Raw genomic sequence first — 26874 nt, 5'->3', positions numbered from 1 at the left:
GTATCACTGCAAACATCCGCGAGGAAGGGCCAACCGATCAATTCACGGAATAATGCCTCGTCCGGGCGGTACGCAGTATCGAACTCCTGAGTGCAGCCCCCGAGGCAGCCAATACCCATCAGGAGTAGACATGACAACCTCATATGACAGGCGTTCCAGGCGAGGTCGGCTCGTCGCCGCCACCCTGCTGGCTGCGGTCGCGACGGTCCTGGGCATGCTCAGCGTCCCCGCGCCGGCGCACGCCGCCGACGGATATATCGCCCTGGCTATCGGATTTATCAACGAGAATCCCCCCGTCACCATGGCCGGCGGATCGGCGATCAGCGCCGACCAGCAGCAGGCCGCCACGGGCTCCCTGATTAACTGTCAGAACAACGGCGGCAGTCAATGCGTGACGCAGGTCATCGCCAAGAACGAGTGCGCCGCGGCCGCGTCCAACGACTACGGGGAGATGGCGGGGGCGTCCGACCCGTCGCGCCCGGCCGCCGAGGCGAAGGCCAAGGCCAAGCTGCAGAACCAGCAGGGCGCGAAGGTCATCGTGTCCGGCTGCTCGAGCGGCGCCACCTCGCCACCGCCGCCCGATCAGCCGCCGCCACCGCCCGCGCCGAAGCAGGGCCCGACGGTGTCGTTCGAGAAGGTCTTGGGCGGACTTGTCGCCCACATCACCGACCGCAGCGGCGTGTCCTCCCAGTGCACCTATGCGACCGACAACGTCAACCGCAGCTTCGCGCTGACGGCCAACTCGACCTACGACCTGAGGATCGTCCCGGCCGTTCCGCAGTTCAGGGATTGGACGGTCACGATCACGTGTGACAACGGGACGAGCACGACGGCTACAACCTACTTCTGAGCTCGCGCTCGACGAACGTCATACAGCGACGATGCAAACGGCGGCGAAGTGACATGCGCCGGCCGCGGTGGTCAACGCGTGGAAGAACTCGTGGTAGCCGAACGTCTGCGGCCAGGGGTTGGGCCAGCGCAGGCCGTAGAGAATCGCGCCGACGTTGTACAGCGCCGCCCCGACGAGCAGCAGCACGACGGCTGCCAGGCCTGCGCCTTCCAGAAGGGTCGGAGCGAAGAAGACGGCCGCCCAACCGAGCAGGAGATACAGCGGCACCCCGACCGCCCTCGGGGCCGAGGGCCACACCATCTTGAGGGCGACGCCCGCTGCGGCGCCGGCGTATACGACGGTGAGCAATTGTTCGCCGACGGATAAAGGCATCGCCAGCAGCGCGAACGGAGTGTAGCTACCGGCGATGAAGACGAAGATGAGCGAGTGATCGGCGCGCTTCCACCACAGTTTCACGGAGGCAGACCGCCACCGCACCCGGTGATAGGTCGCGCTGACACCGAACAAGGCGACGCTGGTGGTGCCATAGATCAACGTCGCCCAGCCTGCGGTCGATGAGTGGGTGATCCACGCGATCGGAACCAGCGCCGCAGCGATGACGGCGAACACGGCCGCGGAGTACAGATGGATCCAACCGCGCGCACGCGGTGCGTCGAGTAGATCGGGGACGGCGTCGGCTAAGGCCAGGGGTAAACCGTCGTCAACTGGCACAGGCGCCCGATCGCGCACGGGACGCGGCGCCGTCGCCGCGGTATCGCCGCTGATCAACTGCGCCTGGGGTCGCCGGGCGATCGCACAAGTCGTCTCCGATTCACTGTCAGATGGGGGGCGTACAGGCCTATCGCCGTCATGTCGGTGGCTAACGATACGCGGTGGCCCGACCGGGGCCGTCACTGACGCGCCATCGCGATGTGCAGCGCCTTCTCGGGAGAGACGATGTTCACTGCCGCGGACCTTGGGTGAACGCAGCCCGTTCGGATCGACCAGCGGTCATGCTGGATGCATAGGTCTTGTGCGCGCCCGACCACGTGGGACCGGGCCGGCATTTTTCCACGGAAGGACAAGAGCCGATGAGTGTCGACGACGAGCCCGTCACAACCCTGGACGACCTGAAGGGCGACCTGGCGCGCAGACACAAGTGGACACCCAGCAGCGGGGCGGCGGTCGACCCTGCGATCGTCGACGCGGACATGGCGGCCCTTGAGCGCGACGGCTATGTGATCTTGAAGAATCTGCTCGACACCGAGGAGTGTCGGCAGATCCGCGAGGCCGTCGAACCCTGGCTCTCACACTCCGGGCGCAACTCCTTTGAAGGGCGCCGGACCCAGCGCATTTACAGCGTGCTGAGCAGGACCCGCGTCTGCGACCGGCTGGTGGATCATCCGCGGGTGCTGGCGCTGCTCGATCGGCTACTGATGCCCAACTACCTGCTGTCGGCTCTGCAGGTCATCAACATTCAACCGGGGGAGTCGGCTCAGCTGGCCCACCACGACGACGGTTTCTACCCGATCCCGCGGCCGCGAGCGCCGTTGGCTGCCGCGACGATCTGGGCGATCGACGAATTCACCGCGGACAATGGCGCCACGGTGGTCTACCCCGGCAGTCACCGCTGGGGCAAGCGTCCGCCGGGGCCCGACGACCGCGCGCTTCCCGTCGTCATGCCGGCCGGCTCATGCGTCTTCTTCGTGGGCACCATGTGGCACGGCGGAGGCGCCAACACCACCGCCCGTGGACGGCTCGCCGTGACCGCCCAGTACTGCCAACCGTGGCTACGTCCGATGGAGGCCTACACCCTCTCGGTTCCGCGCGACATCGCGCGAACCGTTTCCGAGGACATCCGCCGCATGATCGGCTACAGCATCCATCCGCCGTTCGTCGGCGCCGTCGACGGCCTGCACCCCCAGCGGCTGCTGGAGCAGCCCTAGCCGCAGCGGCTGGCGGTCACTGCGAATCTGCCTGGTACTGCAGCAGGATCGCGCGTGCAGCAGCCGCCACGTCGGCCTCCAGCCACGGGGGCATCGGGCTGTCGAAGGCATGCCGGCGGACGACGCCGTAGGGGAGGTCGACGACGGCTCGTGTCACCGCCTCGACGGCCCGGTCGTCGGTCCTTCCGTACAACTGTCTTGACAGTTCCTTCACGCGTTCGAGAAGTGGTGCATTCATCTCGGCGCGTGCGTCGCGAAACCGGGCGTCGAGGTCGCCGTCGAGCAGGTCGCTCGGTCGCAGCGTCAGGAGTAGTTGGGCATCTTGGGGCAGTTCGCGCGCGAAGCCGACGAACGCCTCTGCCATCGCGCTGGCCGTGTCGAGCGGCGTCCCTTCCGCGACGGTCATCGCGCGGCGTTGAAACCGCTCGAGCGCCCGCAACCACGCCGCAGCCAGGATTCCGTTGCGGTTGCCGAATCGGTGATACAGCGTCCCGGCCGGGGCGCCGCTGGCATCTGCGATCGCCATGACGCTGGCGGCGCGCGGCCCTGCTTCGAGTACCAGCGCGCGGGTCGCGTCCAGAATCGCGCCCGTCAGGTGCTTACGGGGAGGGGCCACGATTTAGTATGATCCTTCTATATGGAACGATTGCCCTATATCGACGAGCATGTCATAACCGTCGACGCCGACCGCGCAGCGACATGGTCCGCGTTGCTGCGCCTATGGGTACGTGACCCCACTGACCCGTCGACGGTCCGCTCGCCCTTCTTCTGGCTGGACGAAGCCGTCGATCGCGAGCGTCTTGCGCTGTGCGGTGAGCATCCCTTCTCCGTCTACAAGCTGGTGTTCGACCTCGACGACGAGGGGCCCGGGCGCACCCGCATGTCCGCACGCAGTTGGGCGCGCTTCCCCGGGATCTCCGGCCAGGCCTATCAGATGGCCGTCATCGGCACCGGCGCGCACCGTGTAGCGGTGCGCCTGCTGTTGAAAAGGATCGCGGCGCAAGCGGTTCGACCCCCGACGGCTGTGGCGTGATGCTCGGGCTGAACTGGGGCGCTACCCCCGCGGAGCTAGCGGCACGATTGCCGTGCGATGCGCTGGTCGACGAAGTCCGCACCCAGGCCGATCGCGCGATCAGCGTCGCCGCGCCGCCCTCGCTGGTGTTCTCGTGGCTGTGTCAACTCCGCGTCGCGCCATACAGCTACGACCTTCTCGACAATCTCGGCCGCCTCAGTCCACGGCAGCGGACCCCCGAGTTGGAGCACTTGGCGCTCGGGCAACGCTTCATGGCGATCTTCACGCTCAAGTCCTTCATCCCTGGCATGGAGATCACTCTCCGTACGACGCGTGTAGCGGTGACTTATACCGTCCGGCCGCAAGATGTCGGCACGAGACTGCACGCACGGGTCATGTTCGAAGTGCCGTGGCCGATCGGACACGTTGCCGCCCTGGGTGACCTGGTCATGATGCGCAAGCAGTTCCTCACTTTGAAATGGTTGGCCGAAGAGGAGGCACTGATGCGCCAAGGCTTTCGAGCAGTACCGCATGGACGGCGTGACGATGTCGAAACCTGATGGAGGACAGCCACCAACTGCTCGGCGAATAGCAGTGAAGCAAGAGCTGTTCACCCGCGCCGGGGCATACGACTATGCCGATGCCTACGCGATCTCGCTGTCCAACCAAGACATTCGCTCTCCCGAGCAGATGTTCCGCGCAGCGCTCGACAATGCGACCTGGGTGCAACGGTGTGTTCCGGTCGTTCATCGACATGTTCTTCGGCTCCGCCTCGGTCCCCAGTCAGCCTCCGGCTACCTCTTCGGCTGGCGAATCGTGAAGTCAGACGCAGACGTCATCTGTCTGGAAGCCGACGGGCCCGTTCTGCGCGGGGTCATCGTGGGGCGACGGGCCCTACCCGCTTCCGTGGTCTTCACGACCTTCGTGGTGTATGTGAGACGCGCACCTGCTCGCGCCCTCTGGGCCGTCGTCGGGCCACTACACCGCAGGATCGCGCCACACCTGCTCGAGCGAGCGCAGGAAAGCTAGCGAACCGGCCACCACCTTCGACGCTGTCTGACCTTCGCGCCTTGGCAGGATGGCGGAATGACCATCGACATCTTCGGTCTTGAGGTCCGGCTCCTGTTCGTCTCGGAGGAAACCGGTGTCAAGCTGATCCTGACGGCCGGCCTGGTGGCGTCGCTGCTGGTCGTGCGCTGGCTGCTGCGTGCCGTCGTCCGCATGGTGCTGCGCGGCATCGACAACGAGCGGGCCCGGTTCTGGTCCCGCCAGGCCGTCAACCTCGGCGTCGCCGCACTGCTGCTGGTGGGGCTACTCTCCGTGTGGTTCGACGACCCGACACGGCTGGCGACGGGCATCGGTCTGGTCACCGCGGGTCTGGCGTTCGCCCTACAGCGGGTGATCACCGCGGTGGCCGGCTACTTCGTCATCCTGCGCGGCGACACGTTCAACGTCGGTGACCGGATCACGATGGGCGGGGTGCGCGGCGACGTCATCGCGTTGGGTTTCATCAAGACCACGATCATGGAGATGGGTCAGCCGCCCGCCGTGCAGGACGCCGCCCCGGCGCAGTGGGTGAAGAGCCGGCAGTACACCGGACGGGTCGTCACCGTGTCCAACGGCAGAGTGTTCGACGAGCCGGTCTACAACTTCACGCGCGACTTCCCGTACCTCTGGGAGGAGATGACGCTTCCCATCATGTACCGGTCCGACCGCCACGCCGCCGAGGAGATCCTGCTCGAGGCGGCAGTCCGGTACGCGGTCAAAGTCGACGACATGCCGACACAAGCGCTGGAGGCCATGCGGCGCAAATACTTCCTGCAAGGCGTCGAACTGGAACCGAAGGTCTACTGGCGGCTCACCGACAACGCGCTCGAGCTCACCGTCCGCTTTCTGACCGAGCTGCACGGAATCCGCGATGTCAAAGACCAGATCGCCCGCGAGGTGCTGCATCGGTTGGAGGACGCGGGTATCGGGATCGCCACGGCCAGTTACGAGATCGTCGGGCTGCCGCCGGTGCGCGTCAGCTCCGGCGACTCGAACGCCGACGGAGGAGCTCGATGAGCCCAAACGCGATGTCCGGGTTCGACAAGACGGTCCGACGTTGGCAGGACATCCCCGGCTGGTTCCAATGGCGCTCGGCGCAGGAGGAAGCCGTCGCCCACTTCGCCGACGGCAGCCGGTTCGTCGAGGTCGGCTGCTATCTGGGCAAGAGCATCTGTTCGTTGGCCGAGGTGGTGCGGCAGGCAGGACGGGACGTCACGATCCTCGGGGTGGACACCGCGCGCGGCAGCGGTCCCGAGGGTGCCCGTGGCACCAACGCGCACGCGCCTGCCGTGGAACACGGTGGCGGAACACTTGCGGGCCTACTGCACCGCAATGTGATCGCCTGTGGCTTTGCCGAATCCGTGCAGTTCCTGGTCAGCGACTCCGTCGCGGCGGCTCAACTGTTCGCCGACGACTCATTCGCGTGGGTCCATCTCGACGCCCGCCACGACTATCCGAGTGTCAGCGCCGACATCGCAGCCTGGATGCCGAAGGTGCAGCGCGGCGGCTGGTTGTCCGGCGACGATTACGACGAGTGGCAGTGGCCCGGTGTCATCCGCGCCGTAGGTGAAGCGCTGCCGGACGCACACCGGTGGTGGTCGACCCAGTGGCGATGGATCAAGCCGTGACCGGGGCGGCCGCACTTGGCCCAACCCGTCCGCCTCGGCGCTGCTTCTAGGGCAGGCTGGAGAGATGACGGCAGCCGGCGACCTGGTCGAGGTGGTGAGCGGTCTCAGCCTGGTATTGCAGCGGACGACGTTCCCGCTGCCCGCGCCGTCGGCGTGGCAGGCAGAACGCGATCGCCGGGAGTTGACCGGCCAGTTGAACGACTACCTGATCCCGCGGTTGCGCAGCGTTGACGCCCCACTGCTGGCCGTCGTCGGCGGCTCGACGGGCGCCGGGAAGTCGACGCTGATCAACTCCCTCGTGGGCGCAGACGTGAGCCAGGCGGGGGTGCTGCGACCGACGACCCGAGGTCCGGTGATCGTCTGTCATCCCGACGACTTGCGATGGTTCACCGACGACCGCATCCTGCCGCAACTGCCCCGCACGTCCGGACCCGATGGTCTGCGCCTCGCGCCGCATCCGGGCATCGGACCCGGTCTCGCGCTGCTCGACGCCCCCGACATCGACAGCGTGGTCAGCTCCAACCGTGAGCTGGCGGCCACGCTGCTCGCCGCCGCCGACCTGTGGATCTTCCTGACCACCGCGGCCCGCTACGCAGACGCCGTCCCGTGGCAGCTGCTCCACACCGCACAACAGAGGGGCACGGCGATCGCGATCGTGCTCGACCGCTGCCCGGCCGATGCGGTGAAAGATGTGGGCGGGCACCTGTCGGACATGCTCGCGGCGGGCGGGCTCGGTGATGCACCCCTGTTCGTGATCACCGAGCAGTCCCTTCGCAACGGCCGCCTGCGCGACAAGGCGATCGGGCCCATCCGTGAGTGGCTGGCCGGCCTCACCTCCGATGCAGAGCAGCGAGCTACGGTCGTCCGCTACACGCTGGACGGAGCACTGCACAGCCTGCCGCCGCGGACCTACGCGCTGGCCGGCGCGGCCGACGAGCAGGCCGCTGTGCGCAGCCAGCTGAGCTCCTGCGTGTCCGCGGCCTACGACGGCGCGCTCACCCGGGTGGACGAGGCCGTCCGCGACGGCGCGATGCTGCGCGGCGAGGTGCTGACGCGCTGGCAGGACGTCGTCGGGACGGGGGAGTTTCTCCGCAAGCTGGAATCGCGGGTCGGTCGGGTGCGGGACCGTGTGGTGGCGGCGGTTACCGGCCGGCCCTCGCCGGTGGAGGAGCTGGAGACGGCATTGGAGACCGGCATCGCGGCGGTGGTGCAGGCGGCAGCAGAGGACGCCGCGGAAGGTGCGTACGGGTGCTGGGCGCGCCACCCGGCCGGGGCTCCGCTGTTGACCGACGAGCTCGCCCGTCCTGGCCCGGAGTCGGGCGAGGCTGTCGAACGGCTGGTCCGCGACTGGCAGGAGTTCGTACTCGATCTCGTCCGCACGGAAGGGGCATCGAAGCGGACTGGAGCCCGGCTGGCGTCCTACGGTGTCAACGGGGCGGGGCTGGTCGTCATGTTGGCCGTGTTCAGCCAGACCGCCGGCCTGACCGGTGCCGAGATCGCGGTCGCGGGAGGCACCAGTGTGGCCGGTCAGAAGGTGCTGGAGGCCATCTTCGGTGAGCAGGCGGTCCGAGGGTTGGCCCGCCAGGCCCGTGACGAGTTGCTGGCCCGCGTCGGCCACTTGCTGGACCGCGACGCCGACCGGTACCAACAGGTTCTGGGATCGGCATCCGAGACGGTGTCCGGCGATGAGCTGCGAGCGGCGGCCGGTCGAGTTGCTGCGGTGCTGCGGTGACGCTCACCGATCGGTTGGCCGCGCTGTCGTCCGTGGTCAGTCTCGGCAGGGGCCGGCTGCCCGAGGACTTGGTCGACGAGCTGGCGGATCTGGACGAGCGGGCCGGCACACGGCTGCGAATGTCAGGGGAATACACCGTGGTGGCGCTGGCCGGTGCGACCGGCAGCGGGAAGTCGTCGCTGTTCAATGCGGTGGCCGGGCAGTCGCTGGCAACCGTCGGGGTACGGCGGCCGACGACTTCGGCCACCCAGGCAGTGGTGTTCGGCCACGAAGGGGCGGCCGAGCTGCTGGACTGGCTGGAGATCGGCGATCGCACGTACGCCGACGCTTCGTCCGCCGCCGATCTGGCCGGGTTGGTACTGCTCGACCTGCCCGACCACGACTCGGTCGAGTCGTCTCACCGGGCCGAGGTGGACCGGTTGATCCGCCTCGTCGATGCGTTCGCCTGGGTGCTGGATCCGCAGAAGTACGCCGACGCGGTGCTGCACGACATATACCTGCGGCCGCTGCACGCGCACCGCGACGTCATCACCGTGGTGCTCAACCAGTCCGACCGGTTGTCCCTTCCCGACCAGGCCGCCTGCATACGGGACCTGCGCCGCTTACTCAGCGAGGACGGCCTGGCCGGCGTGCCGGTCCTGACCACCTCGGCGGTGACGCCGGGCGGAATCGCGGAGCTGCACGAGTTCCTGGTCAAGACGGTGGCGGCGCACCGGGCCCGGACCGCGCGGGTCGCCGCGGATCTGGACCGGATGGCCGCGCGGGTGGCGCCCCTGGTGCCCACCCGCCGATCGGAGCCCGCGCTGCGGGACGGCGAGCGCGAACTGCGCAATGCGTTCGCCGCGGCCGCCGGTGTTCCCGCGGTGGTCGCCGCCACCGGCCGGGCATATGAGCGACGGGCTTTGGCCGCCATGGGCTGGCCACCGCTGCGCTGGGTGGGACGCTTTCGACCAGATCCGTTGCGTCGCTTGGGAATTAGCACTGAGAGTCAGGCCGGAGAACTTCGCCGAACGTCGCTGCCGTCGACTTCTGCTGTCTCGCGGGCGGCAGCTGACAGTGCGGTGCGTGCCCTCGCCGACACCGCGTCAGCAGGGCTTCCCGCGCCGTGGCCCCGCAAGCTACTCGAAGCGGCCAAGCTACGAGCCGCGGACATACCCGATGCGCTGGACCGGGTGGTGGCAGGGGCGAACCTCGGAATGGGTCGGCCGCCGCGGTGGTGGCTTGTGGGTGGGGTGGTCCAGTGGGTGGTTCTGGGCGCAGCGGTGGCAGGCGCATTGTGGCTTGGGTTGATAGCCGTGCTGGCATACCTTCAGGTCGACCTCCAGGCGCCCGAGCTCGGGCCGTTCGCCTGGCCGACCGTTTTGCTCGTGGCGGGGCTCGCTGCCGGGCTCCTGCTGCGAATTGTGATCAGGCCGATGGTGGCGATCGGGGCTGCCCGGCGCAAGCGGCGGGTGACCAAGGAGTTGCTTCAGCGGGTCGAGGCAGTGACCGAGGACCTGGTCGTGGTGCCCTTGCGAAATGAGTTGCGGGTCTACGAGCAGCTGTCCACCGCGACGAAACGACTCGGCCGGTGAAGCGGTGCGGCGGATGCGTCGCGCTCGCGGTCCCGGTCAGTCCCGGTCAGTCTTTGGTTTCGGCTACCAACACTTCGGTCTTCGCGCGCTTGCTCACGGCCCTCGGGACCGACCCGATCAACCGGCCCGCGATCGAGTCATGGCCCACATTGCCGACCACCAGCAGGTCGGCGTTGACTTCGTTGACCAGATCGACGAGCACATCGACCGGGGCACCCTCGATGGCCCGCTCCTCGACGTCGCTCACACCGGCCGCCCGCGCCCGGTCGCTCGCCTCGCGCAGCATCCCGTAAACCGGCGCGCTTCCCTGCGTCCGGTAATTCTCTCCCCGCAGCTGATCCGGCTCGCCGGAATGGCGCTCGTTCTTCGGCAGGAACGCCGTGGCCACGATGAGTTTCGCGCCCGCCTCGGCGGCAACGGCGGCGGCCTTGTCGACCGCCTGGAACGACGATTCCGAGCCATCGGTACCGACTACTACGACCTTGTACTTGCTCATCGAGCCCCCAGATCAGGCAGTGCACGGCGACATATTCAGTGTACGAGTGTACACCCAACACGGCGACACTCAGGCAACGATCTCATCCTGACGTCTCATCGGGATCGGCTCGAGTCTCCATCTCGCGGACCAGCTTCTCCACACTTTCTTGATGATTCTCGTACGTACCCGGTTCCCGCGACGGCCCCAGCGGATGCTGGATGGCGTACCACAAGCTGTCGAGACGACTGTTCATTTGGTTCTTTCCTACTTTCAACATGGTGGAATAGGTCCATGACCGCCGACGTCAACATCGCCGCTCCGTAGGGGTTGTGTCCCTGCAGCTTTCAGGGCCCGTCAATCCCGGTTGGCCACCGCGACGGGTGAACTACTTGGCTCGAGGCATCGCCGGCGGGTTCTGCCTGTCCGTGGTGGACCTGTCTCGAGCAGGTTCACCAGTTGCGGTGTCCCCGTTCGAGGTGTCCTCGTAGTGGGTGTCCGGGTCAATCTTGTTGGCGCGGTCGAATTCCTGGTTCACTTCGTCGCGCGCAGTGGCCGCATCACTGTGACGCATCTGCGCTTGGTGCTGCAGGCCGGTCGCGTGAGCTGCTTTGGCGTCGGCTTCGGCCTGGGCGGCGCGGGCTTCGGCTGCGGTCTCCGCGGCGAGCGCCTCCCGCTGCCCCACCATGTGGGACTGTTCGGTGGCTTTCTCACGGATGCCGCCGGCCTCGGCGCGATGGTGCTGCGTGCGCTTGTTCCGCGTAATCCACGCGATTCCGGCGACGAGCAGAAGTGCGACCACAACGATGGCCGCGATGAGAATGATGGTGCTGGTAGTCATATTCGATCCTATTGGTTGGTCGAGCGAGTAGTTGGTTCGAAAGCTTTGCGAGAGTTGGGGACAAATTGGCGGGAGTGCCAGCGGTCAGCGCTTGAAGACGTCTTTGGCTTTGGCTCCGACCTGTTTGGTGTTGCCCATGGCCTGACCGAAGCGGCCCTCGGTGCGTAGCCGGGAGTTGCCGGTGGCCCGTCCGAAGTACTTCTTGGTTGCGCCCTTGACCGCTTCGGTCTTGTTGGCGAGCTTCTTGCCCATACTCATGCGAGTCTCCTTGCTGTTACTGCGAATCGAGCGGAACACGTCTTCGGTGTGGAGTGCTACCTGGCCTCGTCACGTCGAACACCCTTGACCGGGCTCCGAAGTCGCGACCAGGGACTGAGTGAATGACCCCGAGCCTGGCCAGGCCGGACCGAGGCGGGGGAGACGAGGCGCTCGGCGTTCGTCGCTGAAGCGGTCTCCGCATCGGTGCTGCGATGTTCGTGCAGGATGGCGAGGTCCCGGTTCAGGAACGCCGTTTCGCGTCGGACCCGTACGAGTTCGCGACGCGCGTCTTGCCCGCGACTAGCGGTGCGGCGAGCGCCGACCAGCATCGCGCTCATGCCCAGCATGGCGACCGCTCCGACGACGATGCCGAAGAGAAAGAGCGTGCCCGTTGAGCCGGCGACGTCATAGCCGAACACAGCGAAGCCGTCTGTCAACGAATGGGCGGGACCGGCATTGCCGAGGACGCCGGCCATCCCGACGACCACGGCGGCGAGCAAAACGATCGATCCGACGATGACGATCATGGCTACGCCTCTGATTCCCGGTGCTAGATCTCCAAGTAAACGCTTGACCGAACCGCTTGTCAACGCTGTTGACGTACACCATGGGCATACAGTGTTGTAAGAGGAGGAACTGACGTGATGACTGAACGGACAACCCCCGCGCTTGACGGCGATGACGAGTCGGTCACCGCGGCCGGCGGCGATCGTGGTCAAATCACCCGATCGGTCATACTGCGAACCGCGCTGAAGATCATCGACCGCGACGGTGTCGAAGCTCTATCGATGCGCCGACTCAGCGAAGCCGTACGACGTGACACGACAGTTCTTTACCGGCACGTTCCGAGCAAGTCGGCAGTGCTCGACGGTGTCACTGAGCTCGTGTTGAGCCAGCTCTCAGTGGACACCACAGACCGCGACTGGGCGGGCCAGTTGCGGGCCGTCGCCCACCGCTTCCGTGCGCTAGCTCTCGAACACCCGAATGCGGTGCCGCTCATAGTCACCCGTCCATTGGCCTCCCCCCTGGGGCAGCGACCACCAGGCACACTCCGACCACTTGAAGACGTCCTCACCTTGCTCACCGCCGCAGGGTTCACCGGCGAGGACGCTCTCCACATCTACCGCGTGGTGTTCGCCTACCTACACGGTCACATGCTCGACGAACTGCAGGAGAGAGTCGAACGGCCAGAGGAAACCGATCACGTTCTACAACTCGGACTGCATCGACTTTCGATCACCGACTTCCCCCGACTGCGCTCTCTGGCCTCCGTACTGACCTCGTATGACGGGGCCGCTGAACTCGACCGCGGCCTCGACCTGCTGTTCGCCGGCCTCACCGCTGGCCTCACCACCCGGACGGATCCCCCCGGCACTGATGATGCCCGAGATGAGCCCTGATCTCGGACCGCCCTGGCGGCGCCACATTCCGGCGCTGGACGAGGACTTCGAGTGTACGAGTGACACCAAGCCGGATCATTGGGCGCCTGCGCCCGCCACCCCGCGGGGTCGGCCACGCAGCACCCAGATTCGCCAGAGATACACCGCCACAGCGGTCGAGGCGACCAACGCGATCACACCGTCGAGGCGAGTCGCGTTGATGGCGAGGATGATCGCCACGAGGACCGATCCGACCACGTTGAGTGTCAAAGCGATTCGCCGGCCGTCACGGTAGGAGAGACGGGCACACGCGACCGTGGCTGCCAGGAAGCTGGCGAAGACGGCCACCGCATAGAACCCGACGAGGAGCTGCTCGCGCCCGCTGGCCGCGACCAGTAGAGCCGCGGCCACCAACACCAGCGCGACGCCCCACTCCGGTATCAGGTAGCGGTTCACCCGCCGGAAGCGGCTCGGCACCAGACCTTCGCCGTCTCTGCCGATTGTCGCCAACGCCTTGAGGACTCCCGACCCGGCGAGGTAGGAGGATGCGGCGGCGGCCAGCAACAGCAGGGCGCTGCTCGCCTGGAAGGCGACGAACAACGCTCCCCCTCCGGTGCTCTCCCGTGCCACCTCGGCGATCAGGGTGGATTCTTCAGGGGGCAGATCTGTGCCGAGTCGAACGGCCGACAAGGAGAATCCGATCGTCAACGTGCCAACGATTCCGACCATCAACCAGAGCGTCAGGCGCCCGAGCCGTCGCCTTCGTTGATCGTCAAGCTGCGGTAGCTGAGCGATCGCGTTCGAAGGAGACTCCACGCCTGTCGCCAACGCCATCCCAAGAGGGATCGCGAGCAGGGTCGGGCCCAGTCCGGCACCGGCCAACACCGGCGTCTGACCGGCGGCGGCACCGTCCGTTGCCGGGCCGGCTGCCGGCGAGCCGATGATGCCCGAGGCGATCACCCACACTGACAACGCGACGAACGCGACCGTGGCGGACGCGAAGACGACCCGGCCCGCTTGGCCGAGCAGGACACCGCCTGCGACGAGCACCACGAGTGCCAGCCCGATCGGAGTGCGCAGCTCTTCCAGCTCGGGCAGGTAGGCGATCAACGCCGACGCTCCGGCGGCACAGCTGACCGCCACTGTCAGAGTGAAGTCGACCAGCAGTGCCCCCAAGGGGATGAACGCCCAGCCCTCGCCGAAGGCACGGGCGATAGCTTCAGGACCGCCGCCCCCATTCGGAAAACGCCTGATCAGCTGGTGATAGGTCGCCGAGATGACGGCGACGATCGCGATGACGGCCGCCATGGTGCTCATCAGGTTGCGGAGATCTCCGTGCAACGCCCGCAATGCGGCCTCGATCGCGTACGCGACCGAAGAGACCGGGTCGGCCATGACGGTGAACGCAAAGGCGAAGGGCAGCGCGAGGCGCTTCATCACCCCGATCGGTCCAGGTCCCACTGCCCGAAGTCGGCCGCGAGCACCTGATTCTCGTCGACGTGGGTGCCGCCCATGGCGATGCCCGGCTCAGACCCGCTGACGACCACGGCTTGGTACAACACGGCCCGTGCTTCGCGCTCGCCGGCGGACCACGCCCTGGTCTGCCACGCCCACCAGTGTCCGTCCGATGTCGAGCGTCCTATCACCCCGTCGTCGATCGCCCAATCGCACACCCGGGAATGCCCATAGACGCCGGTGCGGTGCACGCCGAGCACCGAATTGACTCCCCGGAGCCATTGACTGGCAAGGCTTTCCCAGGTGTCTCGGTCGATGTCCTCGTCGATGCTGAAGAATATCGGTGCCGAATCGGTTCCCCCGGCCGCGGTGTGCAGCCGCCTACCCGTCATAGCGTCTGCCACCCCGCCGTCGTATCCGCGGGTGTAGTCCGAGGGTGTCGGCCAGCCCGGTTTGCCGTATTGATAGCAACTGACCACGTGCAGACCCGAGGCCCGTAGCGAATTCGCATACTCGCGGGTCACGGGCTTGAAGTCGAAATCGGCACCGGGGCGGAGTTCGGACACATAGACCAGCGCGCCGTCATAGCCCGCCGACTTGATCTGCTCCGCAGGCACCTGCCGGTGGGTGAAATCGACCAGCCGCAACGGGGCGGCCGATGCGGTCCGCGCGCCGAGGGTCGCAGCGGCTGTTCCCACGAACAGCGAAACGGGGCCCGCGACGGCATATTTGAGCACCTCTCGCCGCGGTCTACCACCCCGCGGTGGCGCAGACGAGTCGGCCACGGCGCGATGGTAACAATCTCGAGCCCGTTGGGGAGGCGCTCGGCGAACTCACTCACGCCTCCGCGCGTGGGGGCCGGAGGCGTGCAGACCCGACACCGGCGCACTCGCCGCACCCTATGCTGGCGGGCACACGTTGCCGGCTTCGGCGGCACACATGCGCAGCATCGACTCAGCGAGGTGAGCCTGATCGGGTCCGGGTTCGGGAAGCTGCACCCTCGCAAGGCTATTGCGATCGGGCTGGTGGTGCTCGCAGCGGGCACCTCGTGCGGACGCGCATCCGAGCCGGCCGACACCGCCTCGACAACACCGGCACCCTCGACCACACCGGCGCCCTCGACCACCGAGGCGCCGTCGGCCCCGGTCGCGGACTTCTCCGCAGTCTCGCAGCTGGTCAACGATGCCGTCGCCGCACGGCGAATGCCCGGCGCCGTGGTCACCATCGGGCACGGCGGCAAGGTCGTGTTTCAGCAGGCCTACGGTGTGCGCAAAGCCGCCGGAGAACAGGGCCTCGACGGATCACCTGCTGCCGCGGAACCGATGACCGAGGACACGATCTTCGATGTCGCGTCGCTGACGAAGGTGCTCGCGACGGCGACTGCCGTCATGCAGCTGCACGAGCAGGGCAGGGTGCGGTTTGACGACCCGGTGCAGCAGTACCTGCCGGAGTTCAACACGGCGGAGGACCCGCAGCGCGCGAAGGTGACTGTCCGGATGTTGCTCACACACACCTCGGGCGAAACCGGAGACGTCGACCTCGGTGATCCCTGGGGACTGGATCGGCCCGACAAGGCCGAGGGTATTCGTCGCGCGCTCACAACACCGCTCGAATCGCCGCCCGGCCAACGCTTTCGCTACTCCGACATCAACTACATCCTTCTGGGCGCATTGGTCGAGACGCTCACCGGCGTATCGGAGGACGTCTACGTCCAACGGCACGTGTTCGCGCCCCTCGGCATGCCGGACACCCGCTACCTACCGGTCGCCAAGGCCTGCGGTCCCCATACCGCGCGGGGTGCTGCGATCGCGTGGTCACCCGCGACCGAAGGGCGCGATACCGTCGAGTGTCCCGCGGACTCCTGGAGCACCGATCTGTTGTCGCGCATTGCACCGACGGCGCTCGACGAAGAGGGCAGAGCCGAGCCGGGCCGCAACCCCAACCTCGATCGACTGCTTCGGGGCACGGTGCACGACACCACGTCGCGGCGCATGGGCGGGGTCGCCGGGCATGCAGGAGTGTTCGCGACGGCCCAGGACGTCGGCAGTTACGCGCAGGCTCTGCTGGATCGACTCGCAGGCCGGCCGAGCAACTTTCCGCTGGCGCAAGCGACGTTGAAGACGATGACAAGCCCGCAGCAGCCCGGCCATTCGGCTGCTCAGCTCGACGCGGCCAACGCCGCTGCCAGGCAAGCCCTCGAGCACACCCCCAACATGGACGACGCCCTCCTCGCCCCGGCCTATCCGGCGATCCCGGGACAGCACCTGCGTGGTTTCGGCTGGGACATCGATACGGCGCTCTCCCAGCCGAGAGGCGTCGTCTTTCCCATCGGCAGCGTGGGCCATTCCGGCTTCACCGGGACCTCGGTCTGGTTGGACCCAGGATCCGGCACCTACGTCGTGGTACTGACCAATTCGATTCACGTGCGGGGCAGTCGGCCGCTCAACGATCTGCGAGGAGCGATCGCGACAACGGCCGCCCGCGCCTTAGGCCTCTACGGCACCGCCCCATCGAGCCGGGCCCAGGAGCCTGCGTCACCGCCTCGCCCGAAGTGAGCCCCGCGGCCGGTGTCTAAGGCGGCGGCGGACCGAGCGGCGGGGCCCCGGGCGGGGGCGGAGGTGGCGGAGGAGGCGGCAAACCGGGCGGGGGCGGAGGTGGCGGCGGTGGCGGCAAACCGGGCGGGGGCGGCGGAGGCCCGAGCGGCGGCAGAGTGATCGGCGGTAGTCCGGGAATCTGCACCAGCATCGGGTCCGCCGGCGGGGGAGGAGGCGGCGGAGGCGGCGGCGGCTCCCCAACCGCGGGTTCCTCGACCGGCCGCTGCTCGACGGGCGGTGCGGGTCTTGGCGCGACGCCGTTACTGATCAAGATCGTGACGACGGAGCCGGGAAACGTCCGACCATTGGGTGTCGTTCCCACGACGGTGCCGTAGGACGCCGCGCTGTTCACCGGCGTCGTCTTGTCGGCGACCTGGAAACCGGCATCCCTGAGCCGCTGGCGGGCCGCGTCGACCTTCATTCCGGAGACGCTGGGCACCTCGCCGCCCGGCCCGCCGTCGACATAGCGCGGATCGGTCGGCGGCAGACGCACCTCGCCATAGTCGGTCGCGATCGGCTTCATCGCCGCGAACCAGGTGCGCGCCGGTTCGTTTCCGCCGAACAGATCACCGCTGGAGCACTTGCGCAGGGGGAACGAACAGATTTCAGACGGCGCGCTCGAGTCGTCGAAGATGTAGGTCGCCGCGGCGAGTTGGTTGGTGAAGCCGAGGAATCCCGAGGACCGGTGCGATTCGGTGGTGCCGGTCTTCCCCGACATCGGGAGATCCCAGCCCACCGATGCCGCGGCACCGGCCGCCGTGCCGGCGCCACGGTCGTCCTTGCTCATCGCGTTGGCAAGCGTGTTGGCCAGCCCCTCGGGTACCGCTTGATCGCAGCTCTCGGTGCTGAAGCTCACCTCTTGACCGTTGCGGTCGATGATCTTGTCGATCGGACTCGGCGGGCACCACATCCCGCCGGAGGCCAGAGTGGCTGCCACATTGGATAGTTCGAGCGCATTCAGCTGGAACGGGCCGAGTGTGAACGAGCCGGCGTTGATCCTCTTGATGTAGTCGGCCAGACTCTCGTTGCTGGTCGGGTCGTAGGCGCGCGCCGATCCGGGGACCGCGTAGGAGCGCAGACCCAGCCGGACGGCCATGTCGACGGCACGCGGCACCCCGACCTGCTGGATCAACTTGGCGAACGCGGTGTTGGGCGAGGTGGCCAGCGCATCGGTGACGTTCATCGAGCCGCGATAGTTGCCGGCGTTCCTGACGCACCAGGTCTCTTCGGGGCAGCCCGGGGTGTCACTGCTGCCCAGGCCCCTGCCCTGGAAGGTGCCCGGGACGGGCAGTTGGGTGTTTATCCCCATCCCCATCTCCAGCGCCGCTGCAGTGGTGAAAATCTTGAAGATGGAGCCCGCGCCGTCGCCGACAAGCGAAAAGGGTTGGGGCTGAACGGTTTCCCCCGCTTCACGGTTGAGACCGTAGTGCCGGTTGCTCGCCATAGCCAACACCGGATGCGACGTCTTGCCCGGTTTGATCACGCTCATCACGTTGGCGATCCCGTCTAGGGTCGGACTTGCGACCTTGTCGATCGCCTGCTTGACCGACCTCTGGATCTTCGGGTCCAGCGTGGTGTGGATCAGGTAGCCGCCCCGGGCCACCTCCTCTTTGCCGATTCCTGCACGCGCCAGATACGCGAGCGCGTACTCGCAGAAGAACCCGTTGTCTTCGGCGGCGATGCATCCGCCCGGCAGCTGTTTGGGCCGCGGCAGCACCCCGATCGGCGTGTCCTTTGCCGCGCGAAGCTCCTCTGCGTGTTGCGGGAGGTTCTGCATCATGGTGTTGAGCACCAGGTTTCGCCGCTCGAGCGCGCCCTGCGGATTGATGTAGGGGTCCAGCGACGTGGGCGATTGGACCATGCCGGCCAGTAGCGCCGCCTGCTGCCAGTTCAGCTGCGACGCATCGATGCCGAAGTACGTCTGCGCGGCGTCTTGGACTCCGAACGCGCCGTTGCCGAACCCCACCAGGTTGAGATAGCGAGTGAGGATCTCGGCCTTCGTCAACCTCTCGTTGAGGGTCAGCGCCATGCGCATCTCCCGCAGTTTGCGCGCAGGCGTGATCTCAACTGCCGCCCGTCGCTCGGCGTCCGTCTGAGCGGTCACCAGCAGCCGGTAGTTCTTGACGTACTGCTGCTCGATGGTCGATCCGCCGCGCGTGTCGAGATTGCCCGACAGGTAGCCGGACAGGCCCGTGAGCGTGCCCTGCCAGTCCACACCGTTGTGCTCGGCGAACCGCTTGTCTTCGATCGCGACGACGGCCAGCTTGATGGTGTTGGCGATCTGATCGCTGTCCACCTCGAAGCGGCGCTGACTGTACAGCCACGCGATCGGATTGCCCTCCGCGTCGACCATCGTCGACACCTGCGGGACGTCGCCCTCGACCAATTGGGCCGACCCGTTGGCGACCATGTCGGAGGCCCGGTTGGACAACAGGCCCAACCCGCCGGCGAAGGGAAAGATCAGGGCGGCCATCACGGCGCCGGCCATCAGGCAGCACAGTCCCAGCTTGACGGCCGTCAACCAGGCCGGTTCACGCTCCGGCATCTCCGCAGATTAGTGAGTCGAGTTCGATGCGTGGGGCTGCCTCGCCGATAAATTTACCGAGTTGTCAGTTCGCGCGCGCTGACGCTCCGACCGGCCGATGGTCCCGAGGAAGTGACTGCCGGCCGGTGCCGGCGGCCTTGACCAGCGAGCTTGGCCCATCGCGACTTTGCCCTGCGAACGCACCATGGTGCCCCCGATCTTGATGTCAGATTCCCCGCCCGACAAGAAGGATATCGACTTCGTGACCGCAGAACCTCGCCGCCCCGCCGACGAGAGGCGTAGCGGAAGTCATCGGGCGCCACCGACGACGCCGGACGGCGCGACTCAGCTGGCGTCGTGGGACCTCGACCGGCCCAGCCGCCATCGGTTCGGCTTCGGCGTCTGGTATGCGTCGCGGGTCCAGGCGTCCCACATCTCCTCGGGTTCGCCCTGCATGGGATTGCCCGTCACCTTCCATCCGAGATTTTCGGCTTCGGTTGCGGCCCATCGGATCAGCGATCCGTCTGCGCCGATCTCCTGAGCCAGCGAAACCCGCTCCTCGGGGCTCAGCCGGTCGCTGAACGCCTGCATGGCGGTCTTCAGACGTCGGTAGGGGACGGCTTGCTCGAACTGTCGACAGACCACCGACAGTTCGCGGCGCGCATGCCCGAGGAGGGAAGTCGGCTCCGTGTTGTCGACACTGCCGCGTTCGGCAGCCGCAACAGCAGCGATGACCTGCCCAGTCGAGTCGGCTTCGCGCTGCGGCCCGTCGGCGTTCTCCGTGAGTTCCCGGTATTTGCTTTTCAGCTCGTCGAGTTCCGCGGTGAGTGTCCGGGCTCTGTCGCGCCACCAGATGAGGTGGTATTCCACCAGCCTCGCCTCGCAGTCCGGGCAAACCGTGGTCAAATGCTCCAGCGGCACGGGATTTCCGACGGCGCAACCGCAGAGCGCGTGGTCGTCGCGGCTGTTGAGGTAATCACTGTGGTGCACCACCGCCGCGGAGGCGTCCCGTACATAACTGTGGGGCGGTTCCACACCTGCGAACATAGTTGACCACCGTCGACCCGGTGCTGAATCCGTCGGTCTGCAGGGCGATCCGATCGGCCGGCCGGGGCCACGTATGGTCGGCTCAGGTGATACACCGTCCAGGGAGGAATCTCGTGGCCGACGCTGACGCCGCCGCGATACGTGCCGAACGCGGCGACTGGATGCGCGAGCATCGTGCCGTGTATCTGGATTCGGGCGGCGCCCAGGGGCACATCCTCGACCTGAGCTCGGTCGGTGGGCGCACCATGACCACCAACTGCCTGATCAGGTACGTGGGCCGCAAGTCCGGCAAGCGCTACGTCAAGCCGCTGATCTACGGCAACGTCGGTGGCGAGATCGTGATCGTCGCATCCAAGGGCGGAGCCGACAGGCATCCGGAGTGGTACCTCAACATCGTGGCCGGCGCGGCAGTCGACGTGCAGATCGCGACTCAGGCCTTCGAGGCCACCTGGCGAGAGGCAGAGGGAACCGAGCGCCACGAGGTGTGGGAGTACATGTGCCGCCTGTATCCGCCGTACGTCTCCTATCAGCAGTCGACGAGTCGACACATCCCGGTGGTGCTGCTGACGACGGTGCGCCCGATCCCGGTGTTCACCGCTTAGCCCGGCATGTCGACGGCGCGGGCGGGCAGCGTGCCCGTGAGCGTCGACGGTCGGCACAACAACGCGACCGCGACCACCGCAGCCGCCGCCACGGCGAACGCCACGTAGACGTTCAGCACGTCGGCGGTGCCGCCGAGCACCGTCGCCGCGATCGGCCGAGAGCCCAGGAAGCCGACGAGCCACAGGGCCATGATTCGGCCGCGCAACTCTTCCGGCGCGCGCTCCTGCACCACGGTGCTCAATCCGGTCATCGCCCAACCGAAGCCAAGGCCCGCCAGGGCGAACCCGGCCAACGCCACCGGTGTCACGGTGGCCACCGCCAGTACGCCGCACCCCGCAGCCAGCACCCACAACCCGATCGACGACACCCGCCCCGACATCATCCGGCCGCGCATCAGCGCCAAAGCCCCCATGCCCAGGGCTGCGCCGATACCGAACACCGTGGACAGCGCTCCGACCAGTTGGGTTCCGCCGCCCAACCGGTCGGCCATCGACGGTGTAAGCGTGATCGACGGGTCCGCGGCGAAGCCGACGGTCGTGACCGCCAGCAGTGCGAACAGCAGCGGCTTGTCCCGCCACACGTACTTCAGGGCCGCGCGGACGCGATAGTCCGCGCCGTCGCGTCGAGGTCGGGGCGCGGGGAAGCGCACCGCGATCAGGAAGACCGCGAAGACGACGTGCAGTCCCGCGCTGACCGCGAAGCCCTCCGCGGCGCCGAGGTGCGCGGCGAGGTAGGCGCCGATGACCGGACCGATCATGCGGCCGATGGTCATCGGAATGCTGTTGAGTGCCATGGCCGTCGACAGTTCGCCGTCGCGGATCAGGTTCGGCACGATCGACTGCATCGCCGGCCCGCCGACCACGAAGCCGATGCCCACCAGCAGCGTGCCGGCCAGAACGGCCGCTGCGGCATGCTGCTCCGAGAGCGCCAGCCACAGCGCCACCGCCCCGGAGCCGAGGACGCAGAGCACCCGGCCCATCAGGATCTGCCGCGCCGGGTTGCCGGTGTCGGCCCACTTCCCGGTGGTCGGGCTGAAGATCAGCTGCGGCGCGAACTGCACCACCCCGACCAGGCCGACCATCAGCGCCGAGCCCGTTGCGTCGTACATGACGATCGCGGCGACGATGCCGTGCGTCCACACCGCGACGACCGAGAACATCTTGCCCCAGAACAGCACGCCGAAGACCGGGTCGAACATCAACCCGAGCGCACCGCGCGCCGGCGCCGGCGCCGTGGTCGTCTGCGCCGTCATGCGCGCACCCCCCGCTCGAAGTCGGCGACCAGTCGGTCCAGCAACGACACCAACGCATTGACATCGTCATCGGCCCACTCGGCGACCACGTCGGAGACGAGCTCACGGCGGCGGCTGGTCACGGCGGCCAGTGCATCCCGGCCGGCGTCGGTCAACACCAGGACGCAGCGGCGCTGATCATCGGCGGCAAGGGTTTTCGTGAGCAGGCCCGCGGCCACCACGGGCGCGACGGTCCGGCTGGCCGTCGAATGCTCGACGGCCATGTACTCGGCGACGTCGCCGATGGAGGCGCCCTCGCCTGCGGTCTGCGCCTGCTCGACGGCGCGCAGCACCCGCAGCGTCGACACCGTCGCCACCGGCGTGGGGCCGAGCAGCCGACGGCGCCAATCCGGGCGCTGCCGAACGACGTGGATCTGGGTCAGCAGCTCGTCGAGGTGGTCGTAGCGGGGATGCGGCACTTTATATGCATAGCACATACATATATCGCGGGCTCGCCCAACCCCGGGCCTCTGCGGGGCCCGTCGCTTCGATCGTGCGCTCGCCGGGTACATGCTGCGAATGCCGGTGGGCCAAGCGGAGACGTCGGGAACCCTGGCCTGTCCGAAGAAGATGCTGTTCGGGCCCTGCGGTGGGGTGCGACCCGACGGGCAGTGCGAGATGCGCGACGGTCCGTGCGCCTTCCCCTCCGTGGTGGCGTGGACGGGGCTCGAGCCGCGGCCCACGCCGGTGCCCGCGCCCACGGTGCTGACCGACTTCAGCTGTATGCCCTTCGACGAAGCCGACGTCGCGGCCACGGCCGGCGTCCTCGCGCCGTCGTGCGACGCCGTTCTGGTCGGCGAACACCAGAACAAGCCCGACTTCCCGCCGACGATGATGGCCAGGCTGCTGCTCGACGCGGGAGTCACACCGTGGATCACCCTGTCCTGCCGCGACCGCAACCGGGTGGTGCTCGAGCAGGAACTGCGCGGTCTGCGCAGCTTGGGCGCCACGACGGTGTTCTGTGTGACCGGCGACGGGCGTGGTTACGACGTCCGCTCCGACGTCACGCAGACCTTCGACCTCGACGGGCCGCGCCTGGTCGCACTGGCCGCATCGCTCGGGATGACCGCAGCGGTGCCCGAAACGCCGACCGCGCCGCCGGTCCCGGCCCGACCCGGCCGACTCGTCGAGAAACAACGCGCGGGCGCCAGCCTGGCAGTGCTCAACCACGTGCCGTATCCGCATCTCGTCGCCGACTTCATGGCGACGGCCCGCTCGGCCGGCCTGGCCATTCCGGTGATCGCCGCGGTCGCCGTCTTCACCGACGAGGTGTCGGCGGCCGTGTTGCAGGGACTGCCGGGACTGGACCTCGACCAGGAGGTGGTCGAACAGGTGCTCGGCGCCGCGGACCCGGTGGCAGCCGGAATCGCCGCGGCCATCACCGAGGCGCGGGCGCTGCTCTCGGTCGAGGGCGTCGAGGGTGTGAACGTCTCGGGACTGGCGTCGGCGTCGGGCGCGCGGGCGGGCGCCGAGATCAAGGCCGAGGTGGGCCGGCTGATCAAGGAGGGCGCACAGTGAGCGAGGCGATGGAGGCCGAGTTCGACACCATCGCCGAATGGACCGCCACCGTCGCCAGGGACCTCGGCCGAGACCACTACATGCCGGCCGCCTGCCGGGGCAGCGGCAGCCCGGCCGCCCTCGACTGGCTCATCGAGCAGATGCGGTTGGCGCCCGGCGAGTCGCTGCTGGACAGCGGCGCCGGGGTCGGTGGTCCGGCCGCCTATGCCGCGACGTCGCGTGCAGTGCGGCCGATGCTCGTCGAACCCGAGCGGGGCGCATGCCGGGCCGCCGCGGCGCTCTTCGACCATCCCGTTATCCGGGCGGTCGGTTCGACGCTGCCGACGCGCGACCACAGTTTCGACGCCGCGTGGTCGCTCGGGGTGCTCTGCACCACCACCGACCAACAGCAATTGCTCGACGAACTGCGCCGTACCGTTCGCCCCGGCGGACGAATCGGCCTGCTGGTCTTCGTCAAGCACGGCGAACTGCCGGCCGATGAGCTGCCCGACAACCACTTCCCGACCGCGGACCGGCTCGGCGGGTTGATCGCCGCCGCCGCGCTGTCCGTCGAGCAGTGGCTGGGCACCGCCGAACTGCCAGCCATTCCGACGGCGTGGATCGAGCGCGAGCAGGCCGTGACCGAAGCGCTCACCGAGCGGTACGGCCACACGCGGGCGTGGCGGCTGGCCGACCGGCAGAGCGCGAGCATCGGGCGGCTGCTGGAGGCGGGCACGGTCACCGGGGAGTTGCTGGTGCTGCGGCGCGCGTGAAACTTCTGGCGAATCGCCGCAGTTCGGGGCGAACAAGCGTGAATCGGCGACGGTGTGGGTACCGTCACCACGATGAAGATCATGTCGCCGACCGACTCGCTGTTCCTCGTCGGCGAATCGCGCGAGCACCCGATGCATGTCGCGGGCCTGCAACTCTTCGAACCACCGGAGGGCAGCGGCCCTGAGTTCATCAGGGAACTGCATACTGCGATCGTCGAGAACGACGACTTCCAGCCCACGTTCCGCAAGCACCCGGGCCGGCTGCTCGGCGGCATCTCCAACCTGGCGTGGGCGATCGACGACGAGGTCGACATCGACTACCACCTGCGCCGGTCGGCCTTGCCGCAGCCAGGCCGCGTTCGAGAACTGCTCGAGCTGACCTCGCGCCTGCACGGCACGCTTCTCGACCGCCACCGCCCCCTGTGGGAAGCGCACCTGGTCGAGGGCCTCGACGACGGCCGCTTCGCGATCTACACCAAGATCCACCATTCACTGCTCGACGGGATCTCGGCCCAGCGCCTCATGGTGCGGTCCATGTCGCCCGACCCCGGCGACCGTGAGATCCGGGTGCCGTGGGCACTGGCTCCGAAGCGCAGAGATAAGGGCGGTGGTGAGTCGCGGTCGCTGCTGCGATCGGTCACCGGAACGGTGGGTTCGGTTGCGGCGCTGGCTCCTTCGTCACTCGGCCTCGCCCGCGCGGCGCTACTCGAGCAACAGCTGACGCTGCCGTTCCGGGCGCCCAAGACGATGTTCAACACCCCGATCGGCGGGGCGAGGCGGACGGCCGCGCAGTCCTATCCGCTGGCACGGCTCCGAGCCATCAAGTCCGCGGCCGGGGTCACCGTCAACGACGTGGTGTTGGCGATGTGCGCGGGTGCATTGCGGGCCTACCTCATCGAGCAGGAGGCGCTGCCCGAAACGCCGTTGGTGGCCATGGTCCCGGTCAGTCTGCGCACCAAGGACGAGATGGACGCAGGCGGCAACATGGTCGGCACGATTCTGTGCAACTTGGCCACCGACATCGTCGACCCCGCCAAGCGACTCGACGCGATAAACACCTCGATGCGCGACAACAAGCGGGTGTTCGCCGAACTGCCGAAGACGCAAGCGCTTGCGCTGTCGGCGTTCCTCATGTCGGGCCTGGCGCTCGGGTTGGTGCCCGGGTTCGTCTCGTCGGCGCCGCCGCCGTTCAACATCGTCATCTCGAACGTGCCCGGTGCCCGGGAACCGCTTTACTGGAAAGGTGCCCGGCTCGACGGCAACTATCCGTTCTCGATCGCACTCGACGGTCAGGCGCTCAACATCACGCTGACCAACAACGCCGACAACCTCGACTTCGGTCTTGTCGGCTGCCGGCGCAGCATCCCGCACCTTCAGCGGTTGCTCACCCACCTCGAGGACGCCCTGAGCGAGCTGGAACGGGCCGTCTGCGCATAGTCGGCGCTCCAGGCCACATTTCTGCGGATCGGTCAGAACTTCGCGACGGCTCCCGCGTCCACCGGCAACGCCGCGCCGGTGATGTACATGGATTCATCCGAGGCGAGGAACACCACGGCATTGCTGACCGCGCGCGCCTCGATGAGCGGTTCGGGCAGCAGGTGGAACTGTCCGACCACCTCGGCGGCGTCATCGAGGGTCGGCTCCGATAGGTCGGGCCGCATCATCCGGACGAATTGGTCGTTGTCGAGCATGGGTGTGCGGATGTTGCCCGGATGGATCGAATTCACCCGGATCCACTGCGGGGCAAGCTCGTTGGCCAGCGAGTTCATCAGGCCGACGACCGCGTGCTTGGCCGACGCGTAATGGGCCATGTAGCCGCCGCCGCGCAACCCCAACATCGAGCTCACCAGGATGATCGATCCACCGCGGCCGTCGGTCATATGCGGCAGCGCCACCTTGGCGGTGTGCCACACCCCGGTCAGGTTGATGTCGAGCATCGTCTGCCAGGCGTCCTCCTCGATCGACGCGGCCGGCGCCGGGGTGCCGCTGATACCGGCGTTGGCGACCACCACGTCCGGCCGGCCCAACTCGTCCACTCCCCGCTGGAGCGCCGCTCGCAGGCCGTCGAGGTCCCGCACATCGGCTTTGGCGGTGACGATGCGCCGCCCCGACTTCTCCACCAGCTTCGCCGTCTCGTCGAGGTCTGCCTCGGTGGCGCCGGGGTAGCCTGCGGCTTCCACGTCGGCGCACAGGTCGACGGCGATGATGTCTGCACCCTCCTCCGCGAGCCGGATCGCATGTTCGCGACCCTGACCGCGCGCGGCGCCCGTGATGAATGCGACCTTGCCGGCCACCCTGCCGACCGCGTTGTTCGTCATCGTCCCTCCGGTGCCTTCGGTGCCCACACCATAACGAGACAATCGACTGTC

The 26874-nt window shown here is 67.6% G+C and carries 29 protein-coding genes; 15 read left to right on the top strand and 14 right to left on the bottom strand.

The annotated features are described in order from the left end of the window. Nucleotides 1–130: 130 nt before the first annotated feature. Entirely contained in the window at nucleotides 131–850 is a 720-nt protein-coding gene (locus K3G64_RS01690) for a DUF4189 domain-containing protein (RefSeq protein WP_238888487.1), read from the top strand. Nucleotides 851–868: 18 nt separating this feature from the next. Here the strand turns inward: K3G64_RS01690 and trhA are convergent, their stop codons facing one another. After that, nucleotides 869–1561 carry a PAQR family membrane homeostasis protein TrhA gene (gene trhA, locus K3G64_RS01685; protein ID WP_370647055.1) on the bottom strand — a complete coding sequence of 231 codons (693 nt, stop codon included), beginning with the start codon at nucleotides 1559–1561 and terminating at the stop codon, nucleotides 869–871. A gap of 359 nt (nucleotides 1562–1920) precedes the next feature. On the opposite strand from trhA, the gene K3G64_RS01680 reads away from it, so the two are divergent. After that, nucleotides 1921–2775 carry a phytanoyl-CoA dioxygenase family protein gene (locus K3G64_RS01680; RefSeq protein WP_238888483.1) on the top strand — a complete coding sequence of 285 codons (855 nt, stop codon included), beginning with the start codon at nucleotides 1921–1923 and terminating at the stop codon, nucleotides 2773–2775. A gap of 16 nt (nucleotides 2776–2791) precedes the next feature. On the opposite strand, the gene K3G64_RS01675 is transcribed toward K3G64_RS01680, so the two are convergent. Beyond that, nucleotides 2792–3391 carry a TetR/AcrR family transcriptional regulator gene (locus K3G64_RS01675; RefSeq protein WP_238888481.1) on the bottom strand — a complete coding sequence of 200 codons (600 nt, stop codon included), beginning with the start codon at nucleotides 3389–3391 and terminating at the stop codon, nucleotides 2792–2794. Between the two features lie 21 nt (nucleotides 3392–3412). On the opposite strand from K3G64_RS01675, the gene K3G64_RS01670 reads away from it, so the two are divergent. The 7 genes from K3G64_RS01670 to K3G64_RS01640 all read left to right on the top strand — a co-directional run bounded on the left by K3G64_RS01670 (nucleotide 3413) and on the right by K3G64_RS01640 (nucleotide 9768). Then, entirely contained in the window at nucleotides 3413–3808 is a 396-nt protein-coding gene (locus tag K3G64_RS01670) for a hypothetical protein (RefSeq protein ID WP_238888479.1), read from the top strand. Then, nucleotides 3808–4347 (top strand): hypothetical protein, encoded by a 540-nt coding sequence (locus K3G64_RS01665; protein WP_238951044.1) that lies wholly within the window; start codon nucleotides 3808–3810, stop codon nucleotides 4345–4347. The genes K3G64_RS01670 and K3G64_RS01665 overlap by 1 nt, the downstream gene beginning before the upstream one ends. A 34-nt stretch (nucleotides 4348–4381) precedes the next feature. Then, complete coding sequence (locus K3G64_RS01660) at nucleotides 4382–4816, top strand: hypothetical protein (RefSeq protein WP_238888477.1); 435 nt, start codon at nucleotides 4382–4384, stop codon at nucleotides 4814–4816. A gap of 57 nt (nucleotides 4817–4873) precedes the next feature. Then, a complete protein-coding gene (locus K3G64_RS01655) occupies nucleotides 4874–5851 on the top strand; it encodes a mechanosensitive ion channel family protein (RefSeq protein WP_238888475.1) in 978 nt (325 codons plus the stop codon). Next, nucleotides 5848–6462 carry a class I SAM-dependent methyltransferase gene (locus K3G64_RS01650; protein ID WP_238888473.1) on the top strand — a complete coding sequence of 205 codons (615 nt, stop codon included), beginning with the start codon at nucleotides 5848–5850 and terminating at the stop codon, nucleotides 6460–6462. Before K3G64_RS01655 ends, K3G64_RS01650 begins: the two co-directional genes overlap by 4 nt. 64 nt (nucleotides 6463–6526) lie before the next feature. After that, complete coding sequence (locus tag K3G64_RS01645; RefSeq protein WP_238888468.1) at nucleotides 6527–8194, top strand: dynamin family protein; 1668 nt, start codon at nucleotides 6527–6529, stop codon at nucleotides 8192–8194. After that, nucleotides 8191–9768 (top strand): GTPase, encoded by a 1578-nt coding sequence (locus K3G64_RS01640; RefSeq protein ID WP_238888467.1) that lies wholly within the window; start codon nucleotides 8191–8193, stop codon nucleotides 9766–9768. Before K3G64_RS01645 ends, K3G64_RS01640 begins: the two co-directional genes overlap by 4 nt. A gap of 46 nt (nucleotides 9769–9814) precedes the next feature. Here the strand turns inward: K3G64_RS01640 and K3G64_RS01635 are convergent, their stop codons facing one another. The 5 genes from K3G64_RS01635 to K3G64_RS01615 form a co-directional block, all read right to left on the bottom strand. Beyond that, nucleotides 9815–10264, bottom strand: coding sequence for a universal stress protein (locus K3G64_RS01635; protein ID WP_238888466.1), 450 nt, complete (start codon nucleotides 10262–10264; stop codon nucleotides 9815–9817). Between the two features lie 82 nt (nucleotides 10265–10346). Then, nucleotides 10347–10499 carry a hypothetical protein gene (locus tag K3G64_RS01630; protein ID WP_238888465.1) on the bottom strand — a complete coding sequence of 51 codons (153 nt, stop codon included), beginning with the start codon at nucleotides 10497–10499 and terminating at the stop codon, nucleotides 10347–10349. A 132-nt stretch (nucleotides 10500–10631) separates the two neighbouring features. Beyond that, complete coding sequence (locus tag K3G64_RS01625) at nucleotides 10632–11084, bottom strand: hypothetical protein (RefSeq protein WP_238888464.1); 453 nt, start codon at nucleotides 11082–11084, stop codon at nucleotides 10632–10634. 84 nt (nucleotides 11085–11168) lie between these two features. Then, nucleotides 11169–11342: a CsbD family protein gene (locus K3G64_RS01620; protein WP_238888463.1), complete on the bottom strand. Its 174-nt coding sequence runs from the start codon at nucleotides 11340–11342 to the stop codon at nucleotides 11169–11171. A gap of 56 nt (nucleotides 11343–11398) precedes the next feature. Then, nucleotides 11399–11869 carry a hypothetical protein gene (locus K3G64_RS01615; protein WP_238888462.1) on the bottom strand — a complete coding sequence of 157 codons (471 nt, stop codon included), beginning with the start codon at nucleotides 11867–11869 and terminating at the stop codon, nucleotides 11399–11401. Between the two features lie 117 nt (nucleotides 11870–11986). Between K3G64_RS01615 and K3G64_RS01610 the strand changes: the two genes are divergently transcribed. Beyond that, nucleotides 11987–12742 carry a TetR/AcrR family transcriptional regulator C-terminal domain-containing protein gene (locus K3G64_RS01610; protein WP_238888461.1) on the top strand — a complete coding sequence of 252 codons (756 nt, stop codon included), beginning with the start codon at nucleotides 11987–11989 and terminating at the stop codon, nucleotides 12740–12742. 75 nt (nucleotides 12743–12817) lie between these two features. On the opposite strand, the gene K3G64_RS01605 is transcribed toward K3G64_RS01610, so the two are convergent. Then, nucleotides 12818–14158: an amino acid permease gene (locus K3G64_RS01605; protein ID WP_238888460.1), complete on the bottom strand. Its 1341-nt coding sequence runs from the start codon at nucleotides 14156–14158 to the stop codon at nucleotides 12818–12820. Continuing rightward, entirely contained in the window at nucleotides 14158–14961 is an 804-nt protein-coding gene (locus tag K3G64_RS01600) for a DUF1906 domain-containing protein (protein WP_370647053.1), read from the bottom strand. Before K3G64_RS01600 ends, K3G64_RS01605 begins: the two co-directional genes overlap by 1 nt. 177 nt (nucleotides 14962–15138) lie before the next feature. Between K3G64_RS01600 and K3G64_RS01595 the strand changes: the two genes are divergently transcribed. Further along, nucleotides 15139–16731, top strand: coding sequence for a serine hydrolase domain-containing protein (locus K3G64_RS01595; RefSeq protein WP_370647052.1), 1593 nt, complete (start codon nucleotides 15139–15141; stop codon nucleotides 16729–16731). A gap of 16 nt (nucleotides 16732–16747) precedes the next feature. Here K3G64_RS01595 and ponA2 read toward each other — a convergent pair whose 3' ends face one another. Together ponA2 and K3G64_RS01585 are read right to left on the bottom strand one after the other, a co-directional pair. After that, on the bottom strand, nucleotides 16748–19315 hold the full coding sequence (gene ponA2, locus K3G64_RS01590; protein ID WP_238888459.1) for a transglycosylase/D,D-transpeptidase PonA2: 2568 nt from the start codon (nucleotides 19313–19315) through the stop codon (nucleotides 16748–16750). A 324-nt stretch (nucleotides 19316–19639) separates the two neighbouring features. Then, the gene (locus K3G64_RS01585; protein WP_238888456.1) at nucleotides 19640–20329 is read right to left on the bottom strand and encodes a hypothetical protein; all 690 of its coding nucleotides are present in this window, start codon (nucleotides 20327–20329) and stop codon (nucleotides 19640–19642) included. A 125-nt stretch (nucleotides 20330–20454) separates the two neighbouring features. Here K3G64_RS01585 and K3G64_RS01580 point away from each other — a divergent pair, with 125 nt between their 5' ends. Next, nucleotides 20455–20943, top strand: coding sequence for a nitroreductase/quinone reductase family protein (locus K3G64_RS01580; RefSeq protein WP_238888455.1), 489 nt, complete (start codon nucleotides 20455–20457; stop codon nucleotides 20941–20943). On the opposite strand, the gene K3G64_RS01575 is transcribed toward K3G64_RS01580, so the two are convergent. Further along, on the bottom strand, nucleotides 20940–22196 hold the full coding sequence (locus tag K3G64_RS01575) for an MFS transporter (protein WP_238888454.1): 1257 nt from the start codon (nucleotides 22194–22196) through the stop codon (nucleotides 20940–20942). The genes K3G64_RS01580 and K3G64_RS01575 overlap by 4 nt on opposite strands. Beyond that, the gene (locus K3G64_RS01570; protein ID WP_238888453.1) at nucleotides 22193–22672 is read right to left on the bottom strand and encodes a MarR family winged helix-turn-helix transcriptional regulator; all 480 of its coding nucleotides are present in this window, start codon (nucleotides 22670–22672) and stop codon (nucleotides 22193–22195) included. The genes K3G64_RS01575 and K3G64_RS01570 overlap by 4 nt, the downstream gene beginning before the upstream one ends. Nucleotides 22673–22754: 82 nt before the next feature. On the opposite strand from K3G64_RS01570, the gene K3G64_RS01565 reads away from it, so the two are divergent. The 3 genes from K3G64_RS01565 (at nucleotide 22755) to K3G64_RS01555 (ending at nucleotide 25942) form a co-directional block, all read left to right on the top strand. Then, nucleotides 22755–23753: a methylenetetrahydrofolate reductase C-terminal domain-containing protein gene (locus K3G64_RS01565; protein ID WP_238888452.1), complete on the top strand. Its 999-nt coding sequence runs from the start codon at nucleotides 22755–22757 to the stop codon at nucleotides 23751–23753. Further along, nucleotides 23750–24505 (top strand): class I SAM-dependent methyltransferase, encoded by a 756-nt coding sequence (locus K3G64_RS01560; protein ID WP_238888451.1) that lies wholly within the window; start codon nucleotides 23750–23752, stop codon nucleotides 24503–24505. The genes K3G64_RS01565 and K3G64_RS01560 overlap by 4 nt, the downstream gene beginning before the upstream one ends. A 72-nt stretch (nucleotides 24506–24577) precedes the next feature. Then, nucleotides 24578–25942 (top strand): WS/DGAT/MGAT family O-acyltransferase, encoded by a 1365-nt coding sequence (locus tag K3G64_RS01555; RefSeq protein WP_238888450.1) that lies wholly within the window; start codon nucleotides 24578–24580, stop codon nucleotides 25940–25942. A gap of 32 nt (nucleotides 25943–25974) precedes the next feature. On the opposite strand, the gene K3G64_RS01550 is transcribed toward K3G64_RS01555, so the two are convergent. Beyond that, nucleotides 25975–26823: a mycofactocin-coupled SDR family oxidoreductase gene (locus tag K3G64_RS01550; RefSeq protein ID WP_238888449.1), complete on the bottom strand. Its 849-nt coding sequence runs from the start codon at nucleotides 26821–26823 to the stop codon at nucleotides 25975–25977. Between the last annotated feature and the right edge of the window lie 51 nt (nucleotides 26824–26874).

This window comes from Mycobacterium sp. IDR2000157661 (assembly GCF_022317005.1).
Taxonomy (GTDB): Bacteria; Actinomycetota; Actinomycetes; order Mycobacteriales; family Mycobacteriaceae; genus Mycobacterium.
Note: the sequence above shows the minus strand (reverse complement) of the source record. Positions and strands in the feature narration are given on the sequence as shown.